Genomic DNA, 20,418 nt, shown 5'->3' with positions numbered 1-20,418 from the left:
CGTCCGACCGACAGGTCTTGTCGGTGGGACGGGCTAGGAATGATTTGGCGGGTTCTCAGGTTGCGCCCTGATGAAACGGCGTCGTACTCTTCTCAAAGATGAAACGAAACGGTTTCGTTCCATGTGAACACCAGGTGAACCAGGAGGTGTGATGAACCTGCCACTGCCGAAGCTTCACCGCCCCCGGGTGGAGGGCGACCGACAGCAGGAGATCCTCGCTGCTGCCGCTGAGATCCTCACCGAGGTCGGCTACGACCGATTCACCATGGACGCGGTCTCGTCGCGGGCGAAGGTCTCCAAGGCCACGCTCTACCGACACTGGGACGGCAAGGTCGAGCTCGCGATCGATGCTCTGGCTCAGTCCCACCGCTCCGATGCGCCGGTCCCCGACACCGGGAACCTGCGCGACGACCTGCTCGCGACGTTCTGCGGCGTGGGCGGCCTGGACGACCCGAAACCGACGGCGCAGTTCGGTGCCGTCCTCACGGCCATCATGCGTGACCCCGAGTTCGCGGTCGCGTTCCGCGAGCGCTTCATCGGACCGAAGATGGCGCGTGGTGACGTCGTGTGGCAGCGCGCTGCCGCCCGCGGCGAGCTGCGCGAGGACCTCGACGTCGACCTGCTCACCCCGGCCATCGCCGGGATCGTGCTCCACCGGACCTTCCTGCTCGGCGAGACGCCGACGCCGGAGTTCATCGCTCGGGTGATCGACCAGATCATCCTGCCCGCCGCCCTGAAGCCAGCGATCCTGGCCGGGGCCGATTCCAAGGAACTCTCATGACCACACCCGCTACCGACACCGCGCCTCCCGGCGCCGCGGTCAAGCACGCAGGCTGGGCGCTCGTCCTGATCTGCGTCGCGCAGCTGATGGTGGTGCTCGACGCCTCCATCGCCAACATCGCGCTGCCCTACATCAAGGAAGACCTCGGCATCAGCGAGGCCAACCTGACCTGGATCGTCACCGGCTACTCGCTGGCCTTCGGCGGCTTCCTGCTCCTCGGTGGCCGCCTCGGTGACCTCTACGGCCGCCGGCTGATCTTCGCCCTCGGTCTGACCGTCTTCGCGATCGCCTCGCTCATCGGCGGGTTCGCGCAGAACGAGGCGATGCTGCTCGGCTCCCGTGGCCTGCAGGGCCTCGGCGCCGCGCTGGCCTCCCCCGCCGCCCTCGCGCTGATCACCACCACGTTCGCCCCCGGGCCGGCACGCAACCGCGCCTTCGGCGTCTACGCGATGATGTCCGGCGTCGGCGCGGCGGTCGGCCTGGTCCTCGGTGGTTGGCTGACCGGCCTCGACACCGTCTTCGGCCAGGAGATCGACGGCTGGCGTCTGACCTTCCTGATCAACGTCCCGGTCGGCCTGCTCGCCGCGCTGTTCGCCTTCAGCGTCCTGACCGAGTCCGAGCGCCACTCCGGCTGGCTCGACGTCCCCGGTGCGATCACCGGCACGCTCGGACTGCTCGGCATCGTCTTCGGTCTCTCCCGGGCCGGCGAGCGTGACTACGGCTGGGACTCGACCCAGACCATCGTGTCGCTGGTCTTCGGCGCGTTCATGCTGGCCGTCTTCATCCTGATCGAGACCCGCCAGGACCACCCGCTGATGCCGCTGCGGATCTTCGCCAACCAGACCCGGGCCGCGAGCTTCGCCGCCTTCATGATCGCCCCGGCGGCCATGTTCGCGATGTTCTACTTCCTCAGCCTCTTCATCCAGCAGGTCGTCGGCTACTCCTCGCTCAAGACCGGTTTCGCCTTCCTGCCGTTCAGCTTCGGCATGGTCTTCGGTGCGGTCGCCTCCTCGAAGCTCGTCGCGAAGTTCGACCCGCGCTACATCGCCGGCGTCGGCACCCTGATCGCAGCCTTCTCGCTGTTCATGTTCAGCCGGGTCTCCATCGACGACTCGCCGGCGGCCATCCTCCAGGCGGCAGCCAACGGGACCTACCCCGGCGCGGACCTGAACTACTGGACTCAGATCTTCCCCTGGATCATCACGATGTCCCTGGGCATGGGACTGACCTTCGTCACGCTCACGCTCACGGCCGTCCACGGCGTCCGCGCCGAGGACAGCGGTGCCGGTTCCGGTGTGCTCAACACCATGCAGCAGGTCGGTGGCGCACTCGGCCTGGCGATGCTCTCCACGGTCTCGCTGCACTTCATCAACGACCGTGCCGCGCAGATCGGCCCGGACCTGGCCGCCGGGCTCGCCCAGGCAGGGGGCGATCCCTCGCAGCTCGCCAACCTGGGCTTCCTGGCCACGTTCACCCACGGCGCCACCCACGCGTTCCTGGTGGGCTCCTTCATGATGCTGGCCGCTTCGGCGATCATCTGGATCTTCCTGAACGTCAAGCACGACGAGCTGGCCGACGACTCCGAGCACGGAGCCGTGCACGTCGGCTGAGCCGACCATCGGGTGTGTGGCTGAGCGAGTCTCACCCCAGCGCTGCGGCGCTCGTCCTCACCAGGGCGAGCGCCGTTCGCGCGTTCTGGGGGGTCGCACCGGCCAAGCCGCACGCCGGGGTCAGCACCACCCGGTCGGCGACCTCCTCGGGGTCGAAGCCCAGCATGTCCAGCAGCCGGAGCACCCGGTCGCACACCGCCCGGTCCCCCGGGAGTACGGCGCCGGGGCCGGTCGGCACGACACCGAGCGCGAGTCCCGCACCGGCGTCGAGGGTCTCGGCCAGCTGATCGAGGTCGGCAGCCGAGGTGACGTCGAGGTCGACGCTGAGGAATCGTGCTCCGGCCCGCCGTACGTCGCCCCACGGGACGCCTGGGGCGCAGCTGTGCACCCACGGCTCCGCTCCGGCGTCCGCTACCGCGGCCAGCACCAGCTCGAGCGCCTCGGAGGCCTCGGGCAGGTCGATCCGGCGGTGCTTGCCGAATCCGCTCGCGGTGGGGATCGCGGCGGCCAGCACCGCGGGCAGCGCGGGCTCGTCGATCTGGAGGACCAGCCGGTCCACGCCGCCGAGACGACGGCGCAGGTCCCGGACGTGGTCACCGACCGCCTCGGCCAGCGCCTGGGCGAGCTCGCGGCGCGCACCGTGGTCGGCCAGCAGCTTGTCCCCGCGCGGTCGCTCGACCGTGGCCGCGAGGGTCCACGGTCCGGTCAGCTGCGCCTTGAACGCCCCGGTGTAGCCCTGGGTGAGCTCCTCGAGGGCGTCGAGGTCCTGCGCGAGCAGCGAGCTCGCCCGACGGTGATCGATCCCGGGCGAGCCGGCCGATCCGGTCAGCCTCCAGCCCGCGGGCTGGAGGTCGGCGTCGAGCGGCAGCAGGCTGAGCGTGCGGCCGACCATCGACGCGGTCGCACCACGGGCGGGGAGCTCGACCAGGTGCGGCAGGTCGGGCAGGGATCCGAGGATCAGCTTCTGCGTCTCGGCGAAGTCCTCGCCGGGCATCGACCCGATGCCGGTGGCAATCACCGCTCGGCCACAGCGGCAGCGGAGACGCGGCGGGTCGAGGAGATCGTGGCCGACCCGACGACCCGCGTGCCGTCGTAGATCACCGCGGCCTGACCGGGGGCGATCCCGAAGGCGTGGTCGAGCAGGTCGATCTCCACGTCACCGGTGGCGGGGTCGACGTGCAGCACGGCGCGGTGCTCGTCGCCGTGGGCGCGCAGCTGCACGCTGCAGTCGAACGGCATCCCGGCGGTCGGAGCGGTGCCCGCCCAGAGCGGACGGATCCCGGCGAGGTGCTCGACGGCGAGGTGGTCGCGCGGACCGACCGTCACCGTCCCGGAGACGGGCTCGATCTCGAGCACGAACCGCGGCTTGCCGTCGGCCGCGGGCACGCCGAGGTGGAGTCCGCGGCGCTGGCCGATGGTGAAGGCGACCGTGCCCTCGTGCGTCCCGACCTGGGTGCCGGACTCGTCCACGATCACGCCGGTCGTGTTCGGCTGACGGTCGCCGAGCTTCTCCTTGAGCCAGCCGGCGTTGTCACCGTCGGCGACGAAGCAGATGTCGTGCGAGTCGGGCTTGTCCGCGACCAGCAGGCCGCGTGCGGCCGCCTCGGCGCGGATCAGCGGCTTGGTCGTGTCACCGAGCGGGAACAGGCTGTGCGCGAGCTGGTCCTGGGTGAGCACCCCGAGCACGTAGGACTGGTCCTTCGCCGAGTCGGAGGCCCGGTGCAGCTCGACCAGGCCGTCGGCGCCGATCAGGGTGGTGGCGTAGTGCCCCGTCGCGACGGCGTCGAAGCCGAGCGCCCGAGCGCGGTCCAGGACGGCGGCGAACTTGATCTTCTCGTTGCAGCGCAGGCACGGGTTGGGCGTGCGCCCGGCGGCGTACTCGGCCATGAAGTCCTCGACGACGTCCTCGTGGAAGCGCTCGCTCATGTCCCAGACGTAGAACGGGATGCCGATCACGTCGGCGGCCCGACGGGCGTCGTTGCTGTCCTCGATGGTGCAGCAGCCGCGCGCACCGGAGCGGTAGGAGGCGGGGTTGCGCGACAGGGCGAGGTGGACGCCGGTCACGTCGTGCCCGGCCTCGGCGACCCGGGCCGCGGCGACCGCCGAGTCGACGCCGCCCGACATCGCGGCGAGGACCTTCACCGGCCGACTCCGCCCGCCCCGCGGGCGCGGTCGACGCAGGCACCGATCGCGGCCACGAGGGCATCGACGTCGTCGGTGGTCGAGGGGTGGCCGAGGCTGAACCGGAGCGAGGCCCGCGCCATCTCCTCGGTACGCCCCATCGCGATCAGGACGTGGGAGGGCTGCGGCACACCGGCCGAGCAGGCCGAGCCGGTGGAGCACTCGATGCCCTGGGCGTCGAGCAGCATCAGCAGGGCGTCGCCCTCGCAGCCAGGGAAGGACAGGTGCACGTTGCCCGGCAGTCGGGACTCGGGGTCGCCGTTGAGGATCGCCTCGGGGACGACGTCGAGGACGCCGCGGATCAGCCGCTCACGCAGCTCCCCCACCCGCGCCGCGAAGGCTGCCTGCTCCTTGACCGCGAGCTCGACCGCAGCCGCGAAGCCGGCGATGGCCGGGACGTCGATGGTGCCCGAGCGGATGTCGCGTTCCTGGCCGCCGCCGTGCACCAGCGCCGTGATGTCGAGGTCGCGACGGGCGAGCAGTGCCCCGACGCCGTACGGTCCGCCGACCTTGTGCCCGGTCAGGGTCAGTGCGTCGACCCCACTGCCGGCGAAGTCGACGGGGACGGCACCGACGGCCTGGACGGCGTCGGTGTGCACCGGGATGCCGTACGGCGAGCAGCGGGCGACGACGTCCTCGACCGGCTGAAGGGTGCCGACCTCGTTGTTGGCCCACATCACGCTGACCGCCGCGACCGAGTCCGGGTCGCGGTCCAGGGCCGCCTCCAAAGCGGACACGTCGAGGCGTCCCAGCGCGTCGACGGGAAGCAGCTCGACGTCGAAGTCCTCGGCCTCGGCCATCCAGTGCAGCGGGTCCAGCACGGCGTGGTGCTCGATCGCGGTGGCGAGGATCCGGCGGCGCCCGGGGTCGGCGGCACGACGGGCCCAGGTGATGCCCTTGATCGCCAGGTTGTCGGCCTCGGTCCCACCCGAGGTGAAGACGACCTCCCCCGGACGGCAGCCCAGGGCGGCGGCGATCGACTCGCGCGACTCCTCCACGACCCGGCGCGCGCGGCGTCCGGAGGCGTGCAGCGCGGAGGCGTTGCCGACCTCGCCCAGGTGTGCCGACATCGCCTCGAACGCTGCCGGCACCAACGGGGTGGTGGCGGCGTGGTCGAGGTAGACGGAACGTGACGCGTCGGACATGGCGCTCCCAGCCTACGGCGCCCCCGGATCAATGCCGACTTCACCGCCCGTTCACCGGGGTCCCCTAGCCTCGCGCGCGTGATCGACGACCTCCGCGCCTACATCGACCGACTCCAGATCGACGGGCACCGGATCGGTGAGGATCACGACGACGACCCGATCCTGATCGACCCCTCGGGACGCGCCGTCGACACCTGGCGGGAGAACTACCCGTACGTCGAGCGGCTCGGTCGTGAGGTCTACGACGCCGAGAAGTACGGCCTCCAGGTCGAGCTGATCAAGTTCCAGAACCACATCCAGCGCACCGGCGAGCGGCACGTCGTGCTCTTCGAGGGGCGCGACGCCGCCGGCAAGGGCGGCACGATCAAGCGGTTCATGGAGCACCTCAACCCGCGGTACGCCCGCACCGTCGCCCTGGTGAAGCCGTCGGACCGCGAGGCGACCCAGTGGTACTTCCAGCGCTACCTCGCCCACCTGCCGGCCGCCGGCGAGCTCGTCCTGTTCGACCGCAGCTGGTACAACCGCGCCGGGGTCGAGCGGGTGATGGGCTTCTGCTCCGACGCCGAGTACGAGACCTTCATGGAGCAGGCGCCCAAGGTCGAGAAGATGCTGGTGGAGTCGGGCATCTCGGTGACGAAGTTCTGGTTCTCGGTGACCCAGTCCGAGCAGCGGACCCGGTTCATCATCCGGCAGATCGACCCGGTCCGGCAGTGGAAGCTTTCCCCGATGGACCTCGAGTCGCTCGACCGCTGGGAGGCCTACACCGCGGCCAAGGAGGAGATGTTCCGGCGCACCGACACGAAGTCGGCGCCGTGGATCACGGTGAAGTCGAACGACAAGAAGCGTGCCCGGCTCAACGCGATCCGCTACTTCCTCTCCCAGGTCGACTACGACGGCAAGGACGAGGCCGCCGTCGGCATCCCCGACCCGCAGGTCGTCCAACGGGGCCGCGACGCGGTCGGCGACTGATCGCCGACTTGAGGCTTACGACCGGCGACTTGAGGTTTGTGGTTCAACAACCCTCAACTCGCCGGTCGTAACCCTCAACTCGCGCGAAGGTCGGCGATCAGCCCGAGATGGTCGCTCGCGGGGATGCGGACCGTGCGGGTGGAGGCGGCCGCGAGGCCGTCACCGACGACGGCGTGGTCGATGGCGACCAGTGGCGGCAGCCCGATGCCGTGGAAGCTGGTCGAACCCGGTGAGGGCCACGTCGGCTGCCATCCCGAACCCGCCTGTTCTGCGGCGTCCCGGTAGCCCAGGTCGAGGAGTCGGCGGAAGGTCGCATGGTCGGCGGAGGCGTTGAAGTCGCCGACGAGCAGCCCCGGTCGTTCGCGGGCGGTGACGGCGGTCAGCTCGCGGAAGTCGGACCGCCATCCGGGCGCGTTCCGCGGGTACGTCGGGTGCACCGCGAGCACCCGCATCCCCTGCCAGGTCAGCCCCCACGTGTCGGTCCCGCCGTAGGCCACCAGCACGGGCTCCGCCTCGGTCAGCGGGGTGCGGGCGTAGACGACCGTCCCGGTCGTGCCGACCCGATAGGGGTACGTCGACCGGACGCCTGCGGCCTCCAAGCGGGCGAGCGCCTCGGTCGTCACCTCCTGGAGTGCCAGCAGGTCGACCCGCTCGTCCCGGGCGGTGTCCAGCACCGCGTCCGTGTCGGCGGCTCCGATGAGCAGGTTGGCGCTCATGACCCGGACCTGCTGCCCGTCAGGCTGAGCCGCTTGGGCTCGCCAGTCCGGCACCAACCACCAGAGGTGCAGGACGAGGGCCGCCACCGAGACCACCGCGATCGTCGCTCCCACGGCCCGCGGCCGGACCCACCGGATCAACGCCACGGAGAGCAGGGCGAGGGCGACGTACCCGGGGACCGCGAGCGGTGTGAACGCCTGCAGCACGATGGCGTGCTCGCCCTGCGACCCGCTCAGGCGGGCCAGGGTCAGGAGGACCGCCGGCACACCGATCAGGAGCGCCAGGAGCACCACCGCGAGGCGGGCCGGCACTCCGAGTCGCATCAGAGCAGGACGAGGTCGTCGCGGTGAATGACCTCACGCGCGTCGTCGGGGTCGAGCTCGGCGGTCGAGCGTCCCAGCAGTGCGGGGATCTCGTCGGCGTCGAAGCCGACCAGTCCGCGGGCCACCAGGGCGCCGTCGGGCCCATGCACGTCGACGGGATCGCCGGCGTGGAAGCCGCCGCTCGCGCCGGTGACTCCGACCGCGAGCAGTGAGGCCCCGCGCTCCACGAGGGCACGGACCGCGCCGGCGTCGACGGTGACGGAACCGGCCGGATCGGTGGCGTGGGCGAGCCAGAGCTGACGGGCCGAGGCCCGTCGTCCGGTGGCGTGGAACAGGGTGCCGGTCGGCTCCCCGGCGAGGGCCGTGGCGGCCTGCTCGGCCGACGTCAGCACGACCGGGATACCGGCCTCGACCGCGATCCGGGCGGCCTCCAGCTTGGTCACCATGCCGCCGGTCCCGACACCAGCGGCGCCGACGGCCCCGATGGTGACGCCGTCGAGCTCGGCCAGCGAGGGGACCTCGTCGATCCGCTCGGCGTCGGGGTGGCTGGGCGGAGCGGTGTAGAGACCGTCGACGTCGCTGAGCAGGACCAGCAGGTCGGCGTGGACGAGGTGTGCCACCAGGGCGGCCAGCCGGTCGTTGTCACCGAACCGGATCTCCGAGGTCGCGACGGTGTCGTTCTCGTTGACCACCGGGAGCACGCCGAGCTCGAGGAGCCGGGCCATCGTCTGGCGGGCGTTGCGGTAGTGGCTGCGTCGGGTGACGTCGTCGACGGTCAGCAGGATCTGACTGGCGGTGAGACCGTGCCGAGCGAACTCCTCGGTGTAGCGGTGCACCAGGAGCCCCTGCCCCACGCTGGCCGCCGCCTGCTGGGAGGCCAGGTCGGCGGGACGACGGACGAAACCGAGAGGTGCGAGCCCGGCAGCGATCGCACCGGAGGAGACCAGGACGACATCGGCACCGCGGAGCTTCACCGCGGCGATCGCATCCACGAGGCGGCGTACGCGCTCGGGATCGATGCCTCCGGCTGCCGTGGTGAGGGAGGACGAGCCGACCTTCACCACGATCCGTCGGGCCGATGTGACCTGGTCCCTCACTCGTCGGTCGTCTTCTCGTCGGTCGACTTCCCGGTGTCGGGGTCGGACTCGGAGAGGTCGAAGAACTCCGCGTCGGGGTCCTCCTCAGACCCGATCTCGTAGCCGTAGGTGCCGTCGACGTAGTTGTTCTTGTCGAGGCGGCGGGCCACGTCGGCACGGGTCTCGTTCTCGGAGCGCTCGTCCATCGCCTCGTCGATGTCGCGGCGACGCTGGGCGGCGGGGCGGTCCTCGGTGAAGCGGTGGTCCTCGCCGCGGCGGCCGAGCATCTCGGCGCCCGCCTCGATCGAGGGCTTGAAGTCGAAGACGACGGCGTTCTTGCCGGGGTCGCCGATGATGACGGTGTCGCCCTCGACCGCGCCCTTCTTGGCCAGCTCGTCCTCGATGCCGATCCGGTTGAGCCGGTCGGCCAGGTAACCGACCGCCTCGTCGTTGTTGAAGTCGGTCTGCCGCACCCAGCGCTCGGGCTTCGGTCCACGCACGACGAAGCCGTCCGCCGTCGCGGTGACGGAGAACTCGGCCTTGTCGGTGACGCCCGGCGGGCGCAGCACGATCCGCTGCGGCTCGACGACCGGCTTCTCCTCACGGGAGGCCGCCACGATCGCGGCCATCGCGAAGATCAGCTCGCGGGTGCCGGCGCCGCTGACGGCGGAGATCGGGAAGACCTGGTAGCCGCGGGCGCGCAGGTCGTCGATCGTCATGTCGGCGATGTCCTGACCGTCCGGGATGTCGATCTTGTTCAGTGCGACCAGCCGGGGCCGGTCCTCGAGGCCGCCGTGGCGAGCGAGCTCGTTCTCGATCACGTCGAGGTCGTCGAGCGGGTTGCGGCCGGGCTCGATGCTGGCCGTGTCGAGCACGTGCACCAGCGCGGCGCAGCGCTCGATGTGGCGCAGGAACTCGTGGCCCAGACCACGACCCTCGCTGGCGCCCTCGATCAGGCCGGGCACGTCGGCGACGGTGAACGTCATGTCGCCGGCAGTGACGACGCCGAGGTTCGGGACCAGGGTGGTGAAGGGGTAGTCGGCGATCTTGGGCCGGGCGCGGCTGATCGAGGCGATCAGGCTGGACTTGCCGGCGCTGGGGAAGCCGACCAGACCGACGTCGGCGACGACCTTGAGCTCCAGGCCGATCTCGCGCTCCTCGCCGGGCTCGCCGAGCAGCGCGAAGCCGGGGGCCTTGCGCTTGGAGCTGGCCAGCGCGGCGTTGCCGAGCCCACCGCGTCCGCCCTCGGCGATGACGAGCTCGGTGCCGAAGCCGACCATGTCGGCCAGCACGTTGCCGTGCTCGTCGGTGACGACGGTGCCGTCGGGCACGGGCAGGATCAGGTCGGCGCCGTGGGCGCCGTTCTTGTGGTCACCGGCACCCTGGCCACCGCTGGTCGCCGAACGCTTCGGTGAGTGGTGGTACTCGATCAGCGTGGTCACGTCCGGCGACACACGCAGGATGATCGAGCCGCCGGGACCGCCGTTGCCGCCGTCGGGGCCGCCGAGCGGCTTGAACTTCTCGCGGTGGACGGACGCGACGCCGTGGCCGCCCCGCCCCGCGGCGACATGAAGGCGCACGCGGTCAACGAACGTGGGAACAGCCATGATGGTGAGTCTCTCAGTTGAAATGGCGGAAGGGCGTCCCGAGGGACGCCCTTCCTGAAAACTGTTGGCGTCGGCCAACTATCGCACTAGGTGCGGAGGGTCACTCCGCAGCCGGGACGATGTTGACGACGCGACGGCCGCGACGCGTGCCGAACTCGACCGCACCAGCGGCGAGGGCGAACAGCGTGTCGTCGCCACCACGGCCGACGTTGGCGCCCGGGTGGAAGTGCGTGCCGCGCTGGCGGACGATGATCTCGCCCGCGTTGACGACCTGGCCGCCGAAGCGCTTCACGCCGAGGCGCTGGGAGTTGGAATCGCGGCCGTTCTTGGTAGACGCCGCACCCTTCTTATGTGCCATCTCTTCAGTCCTTAGATCTGATCGGAGTCAGTCAGCTCACAACGCCTCAGGCGTTGATCGCGGTGACCTTGACCTGCGTGTAGTGCTGACGGTGACCCTGGCGCTTCTTGTAGCCGGTCTTGTTCTTGTACTTCTGGATGATGATCTTCGGGCCCTTCCAGGCACCGACGACCTCGACAGAAACCGTCGCCTTGTCCAGGCCGGTCGCCGTCACCTTGTCGCCATCGACGACCAGCACGACGGGGAGCTCGAGGGAACCACCAACCGCGGTCGACACCAGGTCGATGTTGATGGTGTCGCCGACGGCAACCTTCTGCTGGATGCTTCCAGCCTTCACGATCGCGTACACCGCGGTCTCCTTCAAACGAATCGTCGTGCTTGGTTCAACAAGTTCAGATGCATCCGCGCACAGGCCTCAACGCCCGGTGGGCAGGCGGCACGGACAACGAAGATCAATAGTAGGCGTCAGTCCCGTAGGGGGCAAAACGACGCTCACTCCCCTTCGCCGGTGTGGACGACGTCGCGGCTCGCGCCCCGACGGGTCCGGGTGACGACCTTCGGTGCGGCCGCCGTCTCGACGACGGCGGCAGGTGCTGCCTCGGCCTCGAGTACGGCGGCATCGCCGGTCGAGATCACGGCCGTGCTGGCTCCGCGGCGTCCCCGGGTGCGGGTGACCACCTTGGGTGCCTCGGCGGGCTCCTCAGCAGCCTCCTCGGCGGCTTCCTCAACCTCTTCGACCGCAGCGACGGCGTCGATCGTGGCGATGATCTCCTCAGCCTCGACAGCAGCCTCGACCGCGGCCTCGGTCGGCTCCTCCGCCTCGACGGCGTCGGCCTGGACCTCGTCAGCGTGGACGATCTCGTCCTCGTAGTCGTGCCGCGGCAGCGCCGCGATCGCCTTGGGCGACGGCACCGACGCCTTCGAGGTCTCGACGGACTCGGTGGTCTCCTCGCCGCCTGACCGGCCACGGCCACCCCGGCGGCGACGACCCCGGGCGGGGGCCTCGTCGGGCTCGACCTGCGGCGCACCCGAGGTGGCGACCGGGTGCTCGTGCACCACGATGCCGCGACCCTGGCAGTGCGAGCAGTTCTCCGAGAACGCCTCGACCAGGCCGGTCCCGATCCGCTTGCGGGTCATCTGGACCAGGCCGAGTGAGGTGACCTCGGCGACCTGGTGACGGGTCCGGTCACGACCGAGGCACTCCACCAGCCGGCGCAGGACCAGGTCACGGTTGGACTCGAGCACCATGTCGATGAAGTCGACCACGATGATGCCGCCGATGTCGCGCAGCCGGAGCTGACGCACGATCTCCTCGGCGGCCTCGAGGTTGTTCTTGGTGACCGTCTCCTCGAGGTTGCCCCCGGAGCCGGTGAACTTGCCCGTGTTGACGTCGACGACGGTCATCGCCTCGGTGCGGTCGATCACCAGCGAACCACCGGAGGGCAGCCAGACCTTGCGGTCCAGGCCCTTGGCGATCTGCTCGTCGACGCGGTACACGGTGAACAGGTCGGGACGGTGCGTGGTGCTGCCGTCCTCGTTCGTGATCGTCGTCTCGTGCTTCTCCAGACGACCGGCGAGGTCGGGCGCGACGTGGTCGACGTAGTTCTTGACCGTCTCCCAGGCCTCGTCGCCCTGGATCACCAGCGACGCGAAGTCCTCGGTGAAGAGGTCACGGACGACCTTGAGGGTCAGGTCGGGCTCGCCGTAGAGCAGCTGCGGCTGGGACGGCTTGGCGTTGACCTTGGACTCGATGTCCTCCCAGCGAGCCTTGAGCCGCTCGACGTCGCGGGTGAGCTCGTCCTCGGAGGCACCTTCGGCCGCCGTACGGACGATGACGCCCGCCGTGTCCGGGACGATCTCCTTGAGGACCGACTTGAGCCGGTTGCGCTCGGTGTCGGGGAGCTTGCGCGAGATGCCCGAGGTGGTGCCGTCCGGGACGTAGACCAGGAAGCGGCCCGCGAGCGAGATCTGGGAGGTCAGGCGCGCACCCTTGTGGCCGACCGGGTCCTTGGTGACCTGCACCAGGACGGTCTGGCCGCTGGAGAGGACGGACTCGATCTTGCGCTGCTGGCCGTCCTTGTGACCGAGCGCGGCCCAGTTGACCTCGCCGGCGTAGAGCACGGCGTTGCGGCCCTTGCCGATGTCGATGAAGGCGGCCTCCATCGAGGGCAGCACGTTCTGGACGCGGCCCAGGTAGATGTTGCCGATCAGCGAGGTCTGCGACTCCCGGGCGACGTAGTGCTCGACGAGGACCTTGTCCTCGATCACGCCGATCTGGGTGAGGTCCTCACGCTGGCGCACGACCATGACCCGCTCGACCGACTCGCGGCGGGCGAGGAACTCGGCCTCGGACACGATCGGCGCGCGGCGGCGACCCGCCTCGCGGCCCTCCCGACGACGCTGCTTCTTGGCCTCCAGGCGGGTGGAGCCGGAGACGGCGGTGATCTGCTGGTCGAGCGGGCGCGAGTCGCGCACCTTGACGACGGTGTTCTCCGGGTCGTCCTCGCCCGAGCCGTTCGACTCGCCCGAGCGACGGCGGCGACGGCGACGACGCGACGTGCCACCCTCGCCGGCCTCAGCGTTCTCGGCGTCGGCGTCGTTCTCGTCCTCGCCGGACTCGGCGGACTCGTCGCCCTCGTTCTCGGCACCCTCGCCCTCGGAGTCGCCCTCGGCGCCTCCCCCGGCGGGCTTGCGGCGACGACGGCCACCACGGCGACGACGGCGACGGGCCGGCGTGTTGCCGTCCTCGTCCTCCTCGTCGTCCTCGGCGCCCTCGGCGTCGGTCTCGTCGACGTCCGTCGGCTCGGCGGTCTCGATGTCCTCGGTGGTCTCCGCGGCGTCAGCGGCGTCCTCGGACGTCTCGGCGAGCTCAGCGGCGTCCTCGTCCGTCTCCTCCTCGACCGGCTCCACGACGGGGGCGGGCTTGCGGCGACGGGTGGTCTTCTTGGCCGGCTCGGGCGCCTGGAACAGCGCCATCGGCACGGCCGGAGCGGCGGTCTCCTCGACCGCCGGCTCGGCGGCGACCTCGAGGAGCGGCTCGTCGGCGGGGGCAGCTGCGGCCTTCTTGGCGGCGGCCTTCTTCGCGGGGGCCTTCTTGGCCGCGGTCTTCTTGGCGGCGGCCTTCTTCGCCGGCGCCTTCTTGGCAGCAGCCTTCTTGGCCGGCTTCTCCGCCGGGGCGTCGGCGGTGGCCTCGACCTCGGCGGGAGTCTCGGCAGAAGTCTCGGTGGGAGCTTCGGCAGGTGCCGCAGCGGCCTTCTTCGCGGTCCGCTTCGCCGCGGTCTTCTTGGCCGCGGTCTTCTTCGCCGCGGTCTTCTTGGCCGGAGCCTCCGAAGCGGTGGCGGTGGTGTCAGTGTCGGTGACCGGGGTGGTCAGCTCGTCTGCCATGTGGCGTACTCCTCAGCCCAGCCATGAGCACGGCCGGACAGGTAGGCGTCGTCCGGGGTTCCGTCGCGATGACGGGTGCGACCCGGGGACGCAAAAGCTTGTCAGGGCAACGACGCGTCCTGCGCGTGTGCTCCGGAAGTGGTGTCGTCCGCAGCCGCCGCGGTCGTCGGGCCCTGTCACAGGCAGTCGCTGTCACCAACTGCCGAGCCGCGTCGCGTCGAACTTGCGAACGTGTCACTTCCGTGTCGTCCTGCAGCCCGCGGTAGCGGACTCGGGATGACGGATGAGTCGTCGGGTCTCGCTCGGCATGTGACAGGTGGCCACCCGCCGGAGTTCGACCGGGGCCAGTATCGCACACCGGCGTCGTTCACTTGGTGTCAACGCGTGATTTGGGTCGCGTCATTCCCGCCGACGCCAGTCCCTCAGGCGAGCGGATCGCCGATCGTCCGCGCGTCCGCGTCGTAGGGACCCTGGGCCAAGCGGGTCAGCAGCGGCAGGCCGCCGTACTCCACCCCGGTCGTCAGTCCGAAGGTCGCCAGACCCGACATCACGTCGTCGGGCCGTACGGCGGGGGTGCCGTGGATCAGCAGGAGGTGGATCCGGCTGCCGGTCTCGGTCGCCTCGGCCGACAACGTGACCACGGCGGCGCGGGCGTCGAAGGTGCGCAAGCCCTTCTTGGTCATCCGCTCGACGGTGACCTCGTCAGCGGCCAGGAACGCTTCCGTGGCGGGCTGGACGTCGGCGATCGCCAGCGGGACGTCGATCACCCAGGTCGAGGCCTGGAGCAGGTCCGCGAGGGAACCGGCACCCTGCGCCGGGATCTCGACGACCTGCTCGATGTCGAGCCCCTGGGGCAGCGCTCCGGCGAGGGAGCGGGCGATGTCGGCCGGGTCGACGATCTGGGCGAGCCCGATCTCGACGTACTCGGCCTCGCTGGCGGCACCGGTGGGTGCAGCACCGGCGTAGGAGATCCGGGGGTGCGGGTTGAAGCCCGACGAGTAGGCCATCGGCACCTTGCAGCGCATCAGCGCACGCTCGAAGGCCCGGGAGAAGTCGCGGTGCGAGGTGAAGCGCAACCGGCCGCGCTTGGCGTAGCGCAGACGGAGTCGCTGGATCGGCGGAGCTTGCTGCTCCGGCATTTCACGGGCCACGTCGTCATTTTCCCCGATGACGAGGGCTGCCGCCGAATTGTGCCGACCGGCGGCCGTGCCGCCCGCGGACGGGACCACTAGCCTGCGGTCGTGAGTTTCGACGCGCCTCCACCGCCGCCCACGTCTCCGCCGAACCCGGCGTGGCCGGCCCCGCAGCCGCCGACCGCGCCCCGGCGGGTCGACGGGTTCTCGCTCGCCGCGTTCATCTCCTCCCTGGCCTGCTGCGTCGGCCCGCTGTCGATCGCGCTCGGGATCACCGGCCTGGTCCGCACCCGTGGCGGGCGTCGCAGCGGCCGTTGGGCCGCGATCACGGGCGTGGTGATCGGGACCATCACGACGCTGCTCATGGCCGGCGCGGTCGGCGTCGCCATCACGACCTTTGCGAACGCGCTCGACCCGTCCGAGGCTCGGCCGGGCCAGTGCGTGAACATCAGCTGGCTGGGAATCCCCAGCGACGCGTCCTGCGATGGGCCCCACGACGGTGAGATCGTGTGGGCCTCGAGGATGAACGACTCGCTGATGAAGGAATGGGAGAGCCCCGACAGCCTCGACGACTTCTGCCTCAACCGGGATCTCGACGAGCGCTACGAGCAGGCCTACGAGCGTCCGGACATCCTGTTCGACTACTGGTCGAGCGACCTGGAGGGCGACCCCCAGGAGGGCGACTGGCTGGTCTGCTTCATCACCGCCGACAACCGCGACCTCGACCGGTCGATCGCCGACCTGCTGGCCACTGGAAGCGCGGTCTGAGGCTCACACCCCGAGGCGACATCGCCAGCCGAGCGGCCGGTGCGTTCCAACCCCGCAGATGTGCGGTTGGAACGCTCGTCGACCGGCTTCTACCTGTTCCAACCCCACATCTGCGGGGTTGGAATGGCCGGCGCGATGTGCACCGCGCCGAGCAAGGTCGTCAGACGACAGCGAGCGGGAGCAGCTTCTGCCCGGTGGGGCCGATCTGGATCTCGGTGCCCATCTCGGGGCAGACACCGCAGTCGTAGCACGGCGTCCAGCGGCAGTCCTCGATCTCGATGTCCTCGCCGTTGGCGGCTGCGAGGGCGTCCTCCCAGTCGGCCCACAGCCAGTCCTTGTCGAGGCCGGAGTCGAGGTGGTCCCAGGGCAGGACCTCGTCGTAGGCGCGCTCACGGGTGGTGAACCAGTCCAGGTCGACGCCGGTGCCCTCGAGCGCGGTACCGGCCGCGGTCATCCAGCGGTCGTAGGAGAAGTGCTCGCTCCAGCCGTCGAACCGGCCGCCGTCGCGCCACACCTGCTCGATGATCGCGCCGACGCGGCGGTCACCGCGGGAGAGTAGGCCCTCGACGATGCCGGGCTTGCCGTCGTGGTAGCGGAAACCGATCGCACGACCGAACTTCTTGTCGGTCTGGACCTCGGCGCGGAGCTTGCGCAGCCGCTCGTCGGTGGTCTCGTGGTCGAGCTGGGCGGCCCACTGGAACGGGGTGTGCGGCTTGGGCACGAACCCGCCGATGGAGACGGTGCAGCGGATGTCACTGCGACCCGAGACCTCACGCCCGGTCGCGATGACGCGCTTGGCCAGGTCCGCGATCGCGAGGACGTCCTCGTCGGTCTCGGTGGGCAGGCCGCACATGAAGTAGAGCTTCACCTGGCGCCAGCCGTGGGAGTACGCCGCCGCGACGGTGCGGATCAGGTCGTCCTCGGTGACCATCTTGTTGATCACCTTGCGCATCCGCTCGCTGCCGCCCTCGGGGGCGAAGGTGAGACCGGAGCGGCGCCCGTTGCGGGAGAACTCGTTGGCCAGCGTGATGTTGAAGGCGTCCACCCGGGTCGAGGGCAGCGACAACGAGACGTTGGTGCCCTCGTAGCGGTCGGCCAGGCCGGTGGCGATGTCGCCGATCTCGGTGTGGTCCGCGCTGGAGAGGGAGAGCAGGCCGACCTCTTCGAAGCCGGACTTCTTCAGGCCGTTGTCGACCATCGCGCCGATCGTGGTGATCGAGCGCTCCCGCACGGGGCGGGTGATCATGCCGGCCTGGCAGAAGCGGCAGCCGCGGGTGCAGCCGCGGAAGATCTCGACGCTGAAGCGCTCGTGCACGGTCTCGGCGAGCGGGACGAGCGGCTTGGCCGGGTACGGCCAGGCGTCCAGGTCCATCAGGGTGTGCTTGACCACGCGGTAGGGCGCGTCGGCGTGGTTCGGCATGACGGCGTCGATCGCGCCCGTGTCGGCGGCGTACGTGACGTCGTAGAACTTCGGGACGTAGATGTTGCCGCTGATCGCGAGCCGGCGCAGCACCTCGTCGCGGCCGCCGGGACGACCCTCGGCCTTCCACTCGCGGACCACCTCGGTGATCGCGAGGACGGCCTCCTCACCGTCGCCGAGGACGGCGCAGTCGATGAAGTCGGCGATCGGCTCGGGGTTGAACGCGGCGTGCCCGCCCGCGATCACGATCGGGTCGTCGAGACCCCGGTCGGCGGCGTGAAGCGGCATCCCGGCCAGGTCGATGGCGGTGAGCATGTTCGTGTAGCCCAGCTCGGAGGAGAAGCTGATCCCCCACAGGTCGAAGTCGCGCACGTTGCGGTGCGCATCGACGGTGAACTGCGGGATCTGCGCCTCGCGCATGATCGCTTCCATGTCGGGCCAGACCGCGTAGGTCCGCTCGGCGAGGGTGTTCTCGCGCTCGTTGAGGATCTCGTAGAGGATCGCGACGCCCTGGTTGGGCAGGCCGACCTCGTAGGCGTCGGGGTACATCAGCGCCCAGCTGACCTGCGTCGAGCCCTCGGAGTCGTCCCACTCCTTGACGGTGGAGTTCAGCTCCCCGCCGACGTACTGGATCGGCTTGGAGACCCGACCGAGGTGGGGCTCGAGACGGGGAAACAACGACGCGCCGGACATGGCGAGAATTCTACCCGCGCTCGCTGCTCCCGCCCCGATCGACAACGAAGGCACGAAGACGAAAGTAAAGAAATGGACGTTCGAGCCCGCCGCGAATCCTGGGAGCGATAGGCAGACCGTGGCAAACACTCCTTAGCTCCCGAGGACACCCATGAAGACACCCTTGAAAGTCGTGACGGCAGGCTCGCTCCTGGGCTTCGCACTCCCCCTGTGCGCCGGCCTGCCGGTCGCCGTCGCGACGACGACCGGCACGATCGACGTCCAGGTCGCCAGCGACTACTCCGCCACCCTCGCCGGCGCGACCGTGAAGCTGTACAGCAGCAGCACCGGTCTCCAGGTCGGAAGCACCCTCACCGCCGATGGCGAGGGCCACGTCCAGTTCCCCGCCCTCAGCGACGGGACCTACTCGGCGATGGCCAGCAAGAGCGGGTACTTCTCCCGCTACTCCACGTTGGTCACCGTCAACGACGAGTCACCGAGCACCGGCACCACGATCGAGCTTCCGGCGACGTCCGCATCGGTCGGCCGACTCAAGGGCACCGTCACCAAGGATGGTTCGTACGTCGACGCCATCGTCCGGGCCTACCCGAGCACGGTGACCGCGTCGACCTTGGACGAGACCTCCTCCGCGAGCTCGACCAGCACCAACGGCGACGGCCAGTACGGCCTCACCCTGACACCGGGCAGCTACAAGGTGCAGGTGTACGACTGGGAGAACGAGTCGACTCGGTGGGTCGGCCCGTCGGGCGCGACGGCCGACACGGCCACGGTCATCACGGTCACGTCGGGCACCACCGGCACGGTCCCGACCGTGGCCCTCGCCGACGCCGCATCGAGCTCCGCACCCCGCGTCACCGGCACGGTCAAGAACGCCGCGGGGACCAAGCTGCAGGACCTCAACGTGGCGCTGTACCCCGCCGGCGAGACGGACCGTGCCAGCGAGATCGCCGACGTCAGCACCGACAGCAAGGGCGCGTTCAGCTTCACCACCGCTGAGTTCAAGTCGTACTGGCACTGCGGCTACGACGAGAACTACGACACCGACGGCGAGTTCTCGATCGCGACGTACGGCACGGCGCAGGGCGCCATCGACGCGGCGACAGCCGACGGCTGCACCTTCGACGGCCACTGGCACTACGACGAGGGCCCGATCGACGCCGGCAACTACCGGATCCTGGTCACCGATCCCTTGGGTGAGTACGTCGGTGAGTACTACGACAACGTGGCGATCCCGGCCGACGACCCCGAGACGGAGGCTGACGAGTCCGGAACGGTCCCGGCGAGCGCCGCTGCCGTCACCGTGCCGGCGACCGGCGCGGTCGCCACCCCGACGATCACGCTCGCCAAGGCACCCGTCACGCCCGTGACCACGGGGTTCAAGGGCAAGCTCGTGACCGCCTCCGGCGCCCCGATCCCGGGATGGGTCTCGATCCTCTCCGCGGACACGAAGCGGTTCGCCGGAGAGGCCCTCGTCCTGCGCGACGGAAGCTGGTCGGTGCCTGCCACCCAGCTCGCGCCCGGCTCCTATGTGGTCCTGGCGTCGTCCGAAGGCATGAAGGACGCCTGGGTCGGAGGTGGAACGACCACGGCGAACGCGGCACGGCAGACGCTCCCCGTCAAGGGCCAGAAGGACCTGGGGACGGTCAAGCTGTTCCCCTGGGGGACGCTGAGCGGCAAGATCGCCCTCCCGGCCCTGGCCGGCTATGACACCTCCTACCGCAACGTCACCCTGTACGACGCGGACGGGAACGCCATCGACTCCGTGGACACGACCCTCGCCGGCGACTACACCTTCGGGAACCTCGACGCCGGAACGTTCTACGTCTCCGCGGTCGGGGCGCGCGGCTCCCTGTACGAGGAGAGCTACAAGCCGTTCGTCCGCCAGTTCTGGTCGGGGAAGTACACGGTCGCGTCGGCCAACCCGATCACGCTGGGCAACGGCGCCACGGCTCGGTCGATCAACATCACCCTCGGCAACAGGCTCCTCGCCACCACGGCTCCCTCGATCAGCGGGACCGCCGCCGTCGGCAAGGTTCTGACGGCGCGGGCCGGCACCTGGAACACGAAGATCGGAACCGTCTTCAGCTACCAGTGGAAGCGAGGCTCGACCCTGGTCAGCCGGGCGGCGTCGTACAAGGTCACGAAGAAGGACAAGCGCAAGTCCCTCGTGCTCGTCGTGACCGCCAGCGACAAGAACGGCAACTTCGTCTCCGGTGTCTCGACCTCGAAGGCGGTCAAGATCAAGTGACGGCG

Annotated in this window: 16 protein-coding genes; 5 read left to right on the top strand and 11 right to left on the bottom strand. The window is 70.0% G+C overall.

The window, feature by feature from the left end:
• The first annotated feature begins 151 nt into the window (after positions 1-151).
• Positions 152-781: a TetR/AcrR family transcriptional regulator gene (locus ACZ5J1_RS03210; protein ID WP_464562442.1), complete on the top strand. Its 630-nt coding sequence runs from the start codon at positions 152-154 to the stop codon at positions 779-781.
• Positions 778-2,391 (top strand): MFS transporter, encoded by a 1,614-nt coding sequence (locus ACZ5J1_RS03205; RefSeq protein WP_464562440.1) that lies wholly within the window; start codon positions 778-780, stop codon positions 2,389-2,391. Before ACZ5J1_RS03210 ends, ACZ5J1_RS03205 begins: the two co-directional genes overlap by 4 nt.
• A 31-nt stretch (positions 2,392-2,422) precedes the next feature.
• Here the strand turns inward: ACZ5J1_RS03205 and ACZ5J1_RS03200 are convergent, their stop codons facing one another.
• From ACZ5J1_RS03200 to ACZ5J1_RS03190, 3 genes are read right to left on the bottom strand one after another with little or no spacing between them, the layout of a single operon-like run.
• Complete coding sequence (locus ACZ5J1_RS03200; RefSeq protein ID WP_464562438.1) at positions 2,423-3,409, bottom strand: uroporphyrinogen decarboxylase/cobalamine-independent methonine synthase family protein; 987 nt, start codon at positions 3,407-3,409, stop codon at positions 2,423-2,425.
• On the bottom strand, positions 3,406-4,533 hold the full coding sequence (mnmA, locus tag ACZ5J1_RS03195) for a tRNA 2-thiouridine(34) synthase MnmA (protein WP_464562436.1): 1,128 nt from the start codon (positions 4,531-4,533) through the stop codon (positions 3,406-3,408). The genes ACZ5J1_RS03200 and mnmA overlap by 4 nt, the downstream gene beginning before the upstream one ends.
• On the bottom strand, positions 4,530-5,717 hold the full coding sequence (locus ACZ5J1_RS03190) for a cysteine desulfurase family protein (protein WP_464562434.1): 1,188 nt from the start codon (positions 5,715-5,717) through the stop codon (positions 4,530-4,532). Before ACZ5J1_RS03190 ends, mnmA begins: the two co-directional genes overlap by 4 nt.
• Positions 5,718-5,795: 78 nt before the next feature.
• On the opposite strand from ACZ5J1_RS03190, the gene ppk2 reads away from it, so the two are divergent.
• Complete coding sequence (ppk2, locus tag ACZ5J1_RS03185; RefSeq protein ID WP_464562433.1) at positions 5,796-6,686, top strand: polyphosphate kinase 2; 891 nt, start codon at positions 5,796-5,798, stop codon at positions 6,684-6,686.
• Between the two features lie 74 nt (positions 6,687-6,760).
• On the opposite strand, the gene ACZ5J1_RS03180 is transcribed toward ppk2, so the two are convergent.
• The 7 genes from ACZ5J1_RS03180 to ACZ5J1_RS03150 form a co-directional block, all read right to left on the bottom strand.
• Positions 6,761-7,726, bottom strand: coding sequence for an endonuclease/exonuclease/phosphatase family protein (locus tag ACZ5J1_RS03180; protein WP_464562431.1), 966 nt, complete (start codon positions 7,724-7,726; stop codon positions 6,761-6,763).
• Positions 7,726-8,823, bottom strand: coding sequence for a glutamate 5-kinase (gene proB, locus ACZ5J1_RS03175; protein ID WP_464562429.1), 1,098 nt, complete (start codon positions 8,821-8,823; stop codon positions 7,726-7,728). Before proB ends, ACZ5J1_RS03180 begins: the two co-directional genes overlap by 1 nt.
• Positions 8,820-10,409: a GTPase ObgE gene (obgE, locus tag ACZ5J1_RS03170; RefSeq protein ID WP_464562427.1), complete on the bottom strand. Its 1,590-nt coding sequence runs from the start codon at positions 10,407-10,409 to the stop codon at positions 8,820-8,822. The genes proB and obgE overlap by 4 nt, the downstream gene beginning before the upstream one ends.
• 100 nt (positions 10,410-10,509) lie before the next feature.
• Complete coding sequence (rpmA, locus tag ACZ5J1_RS03165) at positions 10,510-10,767, bottom strand: 50S ribosomal protein L27 (protein WP_464562425.1); 258 nt, start codon at positions 10,765-10,767, stop codon at positions 10,510-10,512.
• A 46-nt stretch (positions 10,768-10,813) separates the two neighbouring features.
• The gene (gene rplU / locus ACZ5J1_RS03160) at positions 10,814-11,116 is read right to left on the bottom strand and encodes a 50S ribosomal protein L21 (RefSeq protein WP_464562423.1); all 303 of its coding nucleotides are present in this window, start codon (positions 11,114-11,116) and stop codon (positions 10,814-10,816) included.
• A gap of 143 nt (positions 11,117-11,259) precedes the next feature.
• Positions 11,260-14,151 (bottom strand): Rne/Rng family ribonuclease, encoded by a 2,892-nt coding sequence (locus tag ACZ5J1_RS03155; protein WP_464562421.1) that lies wholly within the window; start codon positions 14,149-14,151, stop codon positions 11,260-11,262.
• A gap of 422 nt (positions 14,152-14,573) precedes the next feature.
• A complete protein-coding gene (locus ACZ5J1_RS03150; RefSeq protein WP_464564694.1) occupies positions 14,574-15,290 on the bottom strand; it encodes a TIGR03936 family radical SAM-associated protein in 717 nt (238 codons plus the stop codon).
• 102 nt (positions 15,291-15,392) lie between these two features.
• Between ACZ5J1_RS03150 and ACZ5J1_RS03145 the strand changes: the two genes are divergently transcribed.
• Positions 15,393-16,052 carry a hypothetical protein gene (locus tag ACZ5J1_RS03145; RefSeq protein WP_464562419.1) on the top strand — a complete coding sequence of 220 codons (660 nt, stop codon included), beginning with the start codon at positions 15,393-15,395 and terminating at the stop codon, positions 16,050-16,052.
• 160 nt (positions 16,053-16,212) lie between these two features.
• On the opposite strand, the gene ACZ5J1_RS03140 is transcribed toward ACZ5J1_RS03145, so the two are convergent.
• Positions 16,213-18,165, bottom strand: coding sequence for a TIGR03960 family B12-binding radical SAM protein (locus tag ACZ5J1_RS03140; protein WP_464562417.1), 1,953 nt, complete (start codon positions 18,163-18,165; stop codon positions 16,213-16,215).
• 172 nt (positions 18,166-18,337) lie between these two features.
• Here ACZ5J1_RS03140 and ACZ5J1_RS03135 point away from each other — a divergent pair, with 172 nt between their 5' ends.
• Positions 18,338-20,413 (top strand): carboxypeptidase-like regulatory domain-containing protein, encoded by a 2,076-nt coding sequence (locus ACZ5J1_RS03135; protein WP_464562416.1) that lies wholly within the window; start codon positions 18,338-18,340, stop codon positions 20,411-20,413.
• Positions 20,414-20,418: the final 5 nt, after the last annotated feature.

Source organism: Nocardioides sp. JCM 18999 (assembly GCF_055391175.1).
This window is presented reverse-complemented; position numbering and strand designations above follow the sequence as displayed.